The sequence below is a fragment of the Micropruina sp. genome, assembly GCF_027492755.1.
Classification (GTDB): domain Bacteria; phylum Actinomycetota; class Actinomycetes; order Propionibacteriales; family Propionibacteriaceae; genus Micropruina.
Genome location: NZ_JAPUED010000117.1, coordinates 7,474 through 12,005, shown reverse-complemented (window position 1 = coordinate 12,005; position 4,532 = coordinate 7,474). Strand labels below are relative to the sequence as shown.

Sequence of the window (4,532 nt, the reverse complement as noted above, 5' to 3'; positions counted from 1 at the left end):
CCGGGAGTCAGACCGGTCACCGCCCGGAAGTCGTGAGTGAAATGTGCCTGATCGGTGTAGCCGAGCTCGGCAGCCAGATCGGCCAGGGTGCGGTCGCCGGCCTTCAGCCGGGCCACGGCGTCGTGCAGCCGGCGCCGTTGGATCAGCCACTTCGGGGTCAGGCCGACCCGGTCCACCACCAGCCGCTGCAGCCCGCGCTCGCTGAGGCCGAAGGCGTCCGCCACCTCGGAGACCCGGGTGACCTCGGGATGGGCCTCGAGCCAGTCGATGATCGCGTTGATCTGGCTGCCCTGCTCGTCGACGGGGAGGAACCGCGCCAAGGTCTCCTCGTAGGCGGCGATGGCGGCTCGATGGCTGGATTCGGCGTGGGGATCGTCGCTCATGGCAGCGTGGACGCCCTGCGCGAGCGTCGCGCCGTCCAGAGTGGTCAGCGAGTCGAGTTCCACGAAGGCGTCCACCAGTGTGCTGACCGGACGCCGGAGCAGCCGCCGTCCCGCCGCGGGCCGGAACAGGACGCCCACCGCCCACCCCTCGTCGGCCAGGGTGACTTCGGAGGCGCCGCGGGACACCCCGTAGAAGCGGGCGTAGCTGTTGCTGATCACGATCAAACAGACCGGGAACTGCAGCGTGCGCTGCGTGGACGGCTCGGCCAGCGACCAGACCGGAACCCAGTAGCGGGTGATCAGTTCGGCCATGCCGGGCGAGGGCGGATACCGGTGGATCGGTGGCGACGGGCGGGAGACCGAGGTCAGATGGGCCCGATCGACCGGGTCATCAGGCTTGTCGGATCGCACCGCAGAATGCTGCGGCACCTGTCGGATATTCACAAGATCACCGCCGACCCCGTTCGTAGTGTGAAGCCATGGACACCATCACGATCTTCCGCAACCGGGCAGACCGGTTCAACCAGCTTCTCACCAAGGTCGACGGGCGCTGGGACGCCCCGACCCCCTGCACCGACTGGGCCGTGCGCGACGTCGTCCGGCACGTCATCGACACCGAGCGCGACTTCCTCGACAGGCAGCAACTCCCGCTGCCCAACCAGGCGGCGACCGACGACCCGGCACAGGCCTGGCACAGCCATGCTGAGGCGGTCATCGACCTGCTGAGCTCCGACGGTGTGGCCGAGCGCAACTACGAGGGCTACTTCGGCCCGGCCACCATCGGCGACACCATGGCCAACTTCTACGGCTGGGATCTCGCCGTGCACGCCTGGGACGTGGCCCGCGCCATCGGCGAAGGCAATCCGATCAGCGACGCCGAGGCCCGCGAACTGGCCGCGGGAGCCGAGGGCTGGGGCGCCGCGCTCTACAGCGACGGCATCTGCGCCGCGGCACTTCCCGTCGACGACGACGCCGGCGACGCGGACAAGCTGCTGGCCAAGCTGGGCCGCGACCCGGAGTGGACTGCGGCCTGACCGCAGTGGACGGGCCGGACGCGCGGTCGGGGTAGCGTGCCGTCATGAACGACGGCGCGACTCCCGGCGGCTGGCTGCGGATCGGTGAGGTGGCGCGCCGCACCGGGCTGACCGTCCGGGCGCTGCACCACTACGACCGGCTCGGGCTGGTCGTGCCGAGCGAGCGCAGCTGGGGCGACCACCGGCTGTACAGCCCGTCCGATCTGCGCCGGCTGCTCGACGTCCAGCACCTGCGGGCGCTGGGGCTGAGCCTGGCCGAGGTGGCGGCGGCGCTGGACGATCCGGGGTTCGACCCGAACCGGGTGCTGGACGAGCACATCGACCAATTGCGGCAGCGGATCACGCTGCAGCAGCAACTGCTGGAGCGGCTGAGCGTGCTGCGCGCCGGCAACGAGGCGGCCTGGCCCGACCTGCTGGACACCATCGCGCTGACCGCGCGGCTGCGGCACCCGGACGCCACCGTCCGGGTCCGTGCCGTACTGGACGGCGAGGCGATCCCGCTGCCGGTGCTGCTGGACCGGCTGGCCACCGAGTCCGACCCGGCCGTGCAGGGCATGCTGGCCTGGGCCGTCGCACAGCACGGCACGCCGGCGGTCGGGCCGCTGGTCGGGCTGTTGGCCAGCCCGCACGCCGACGTCCGGCTGCACGTGGTGCAGGCGCTGGCCAAGCTGGGCGACCCGGCAGCGGTGGAACCGTTGATCGGTCTACTGGACGATCCGGCAGAGCCGGTCCGCTCGGCATCCGTCACCGCGCTGGGCAGGCTGGGCGACGAGCGTGCCCTGCCCGCACTGATCAGACTGCTGGGCGGCACCGAGGTGCCGCTGTCGGCGGCGGTGACCGATGCGTTGATCGACTTCGGCGCACCCGCTGCCCGGCTGCTGGCCGCGGACCCGCCGGCCGGGGCATCCGCCCGCAGCCAGGCCGTCGAGGTGCTGGCGCAGATCGACAGCCCGGCCGCCCGGGACGCTCTGCTGGCCCACGCGACGGATCCCGACCCACAGGTCCGGCTGGCAGCCGTGTTCGCGCTGGCCGGCGTTCCAGGCGAGGCGGCGGACGCGGCACTCGCCACTGCCGCCGCCTCCGGAGACCGTCAGCTGGTCGCCGTGGCCGAACGGATCATCGCCGACCGGCGACGTTGAGCGCTTCGATGAGTCGTCCTCTCGCGCCCGGCCTCTAGGTCTCGCGGGTTGAGCTTGTCGAAACCCGTTGCAGCGTGGCCTCGACAAGCTCGACCAACGACAACCAGCGCTTTCTAGGGAACTGCTCCCCTAGCCGGCAGACCTCTCGAGGCGCCGGAAGCCGGTCACCCGGATGCCGCGTCCGTACAGCAGCCCGTCGATGGTGACGCCGGGATCGGTGATGCTGACCTGCTCCAGCAGCACGTGCCGGGCGGCGTGATCGGCGGCGGCACCGGCGATCACCCGCCCGTCCAGTGTGTCGGGAAGGCCTTCGGCCCGCGCCCGGCCGAGGCTCGCGTCGCGCACCTCGTCCCACTCCTGCTGCGGGACGTCGGCCACCGCAACATGGCGCGGAGCCACCAGCGCCACCTGCAGCGCCAGCTTGGCGAGGATCCGGTCGGTCTCAGGGCCGGGCTCGCCGGTGTGACCGATCAGGACGCCGACGCGCGGCACACCGTCGACGAGCTGCAGATGATGACTGCACGGGCCGTCCAGCCGTTCCACGGACGTGATCACGACCGCCTCACCGGAGGCTGCCGAGAGCTCATCCAGCGCGGCGGCGACGCTGATGCCGTCCGGGAGTTCGGACGCCGCCAGCCCGGCGACGTCCAGCCCTAGACGGCTCGCCGCCAGTGCGGCGATCCGGTCGCCGAGGGTGCGCAGTGCCCGGCTCTCGGCGACCACGGCGCTCTCGCAGGCCAGTCCGACCAGGACGCCGGGAGCCGCAGCCACCAGCCCGTCCACCAGTTCACGACCTTCGGCCGGCACGGCCTCCGCCGGTGGCTCGGCGCGATGCCGGCGCACGAGGCGTGCGGCCAGCCGCCGCAGCCGGGGATCCGCTGCGTCCAGCGCCTCCCGGACGACCTCCCGGGCCCGCGGCGAGTCGAGTTGGCCGAGCACGTTCAGCGCTGCGAAGCCGACCATCGGATCGGGGTCGTCGAGTGCCTCCCGCAGGCTGAGCACGACCGGGTCGGCGTCCGGCGAACCGATCAGCCCGAGCGTGTCGGCGGCGTGCTCACGGATCGCCGCCGAGGATCCCCGGCGAACTCGCCGTGCGAGCGCCGGCACACCCAGCGCACCCAACGCCTCGAAGGCGATGGTCAGTGAGTTGCGCAGCTCGCTGTCCCCGCGTCCCAACTGGTCCGCCATCGCCTCGACGACCAGCGGTGAGCCGGTCTGCCCGGCTGCCCACCAGGCCCGGGACGCCACCGCGTCCACCGGATCGGCGATCACTGGCAGCAGGGCCCCGGCGTCGCCAGCATCCCCCAGCTTGCTGAGCACATGGCAGGCCTGCATCCGGGTCAGCCAGTTGGGGTCGCCGAGCGCGTCCAGCAGCAGCGGCCGGGCGGCGTCGGCGACACGCAACAACGCCCAGGTCAGGGTCTCCCGGATGGCGTGACTCGGTTCGACGCCCAGCCGGGCGACCAGCGCGGGAGCCGCCTCGGCGGCCCGCCAGGTGCCCAGATCGACTGCCGCGCGGAGCCGCAGCTCGGCATCGGCGTCGTCCAGCAGAACGGTGGCGGTGATGAGATCGGGTCGGGTGATGGTGTCGGTCATGCCGGGAACTCCACCACCTGACCCAGCGTCAGGTTCAACTCGGAGGGTTCCGTTGTCGCCGACTCGTGCCGTCCGAGGGACGACAAGCTCGACCAACCGGCGGCGCTGCCTCAGTGGGCGGTCTCGGTGACCCGGGATTCGCGCACGACCGTCACCTTGATGCTGCCCGGGTAGGTGAGTTCGGCCTCGACCTGCTTGGCGATCTCTTTGGCCATCACATGGGTGGCGGCGTCGTCGACGTTCTCGGGCTGCACCATCACCCGGATCTCTCGGCCGGCCTGCATGGCGAACACCTTGTCGACACCCTTGTGCGAGCGGGCGATCTCTTCCAGGCGCTGGAGCCGCTTCACGTACACCTCGAGGCTCTCCCGGCGGGCACC

The 4,532-nt window shown here is 71.8% G+C and carries 4 protein-coding genes and 1 pseudogene; 2 read left to right on the top strand and 3 right to left on the bottom strand.

Going from position 1 to position 4,532, the window contains the following annotated elements; translation table 11 throughout:
• Positions 1-794, bottom strand: a 794-nt coding sequence (locus tag Q0066_RS08185; protein WP_298131870.1) for an AraC family transcriptional regulator, incomplete at its 3' end; no start/stop codon positions are given.
• A gap of 68 nt (positions 795-862) precedes the next feature.
• Here Q0066_RS08185 and Q0066_RS08180 point away from each other — a divergent pair.
• Complete coding sequence (locus Q0066_RS08180) at positions 863-1,417, top strand: TIGR03086 family metal-binding protein (protein WP_298131868.1); 555 nt, start codon at positions 863-865, stop codon at positions 1,415-1,417.
• A 44-nt stretch (positions 1,418-1,461) separates the two neighbouring features.
• Positions 1,462-2,556 (top strand): HEAT repeat domain-containing protein, encoded by a 1,095-nt coding sequence (locus Q0066_RS08175; protein ID WP_298131866.1) that lies wholly within the window; start codon positions 1,462-1,464, stop codon positions 2,554-2,556.
• Between the two features lie 129 nt (positions 2,557-2,685).
• Here the strand turns inward: Q0066_RS08175 and Q0066_RS08170 are convergent, their stop codons facing one another.
• Complete coding sequence (locus Q0066_RS08170; RefSeq protein WP_298131865.1) at positions 2,686-4,152, bottom strand: HEAT repeat domain-containing protein; 1,467 nt, start codon at positions 4,150-4,152, stop codon at positions 2,686-2,688.
• Positions 4,153-4,262: 110 nt separating this feature from the next.
• Positions 4,263-4,532 (bottom strand): annotated as a pseudogene (locus Q0066_RS08165) (ribonuclease Y); the annotation flags it as partial.

What these genes read in the sequence shown, in the direction of transcription:
- Q0066_RS08170 (WP_298131865.1), bottom strand. Translation starts at nt 4,152, where the DNA reads ATGACCGACACCATCACCCGACCCGATCTCATCACCGCCACCGTTCTG.
- Q0066_RS08175 (WP_298131866.1), top strand. Translation starts at nt 1,462, where the DNA reads ATGAACGACGGCGCGACTCCCGGCGGCTGGCTGCGGATCGGTGAGGTG.
- Q0066_RS08180 (WP_298131868.1), top strand. Translation starts at nt 863, where the DNA reads ATGGACACCATCACGATCTTCCGCAACCGGGCAGACCGGTTCAACCAG.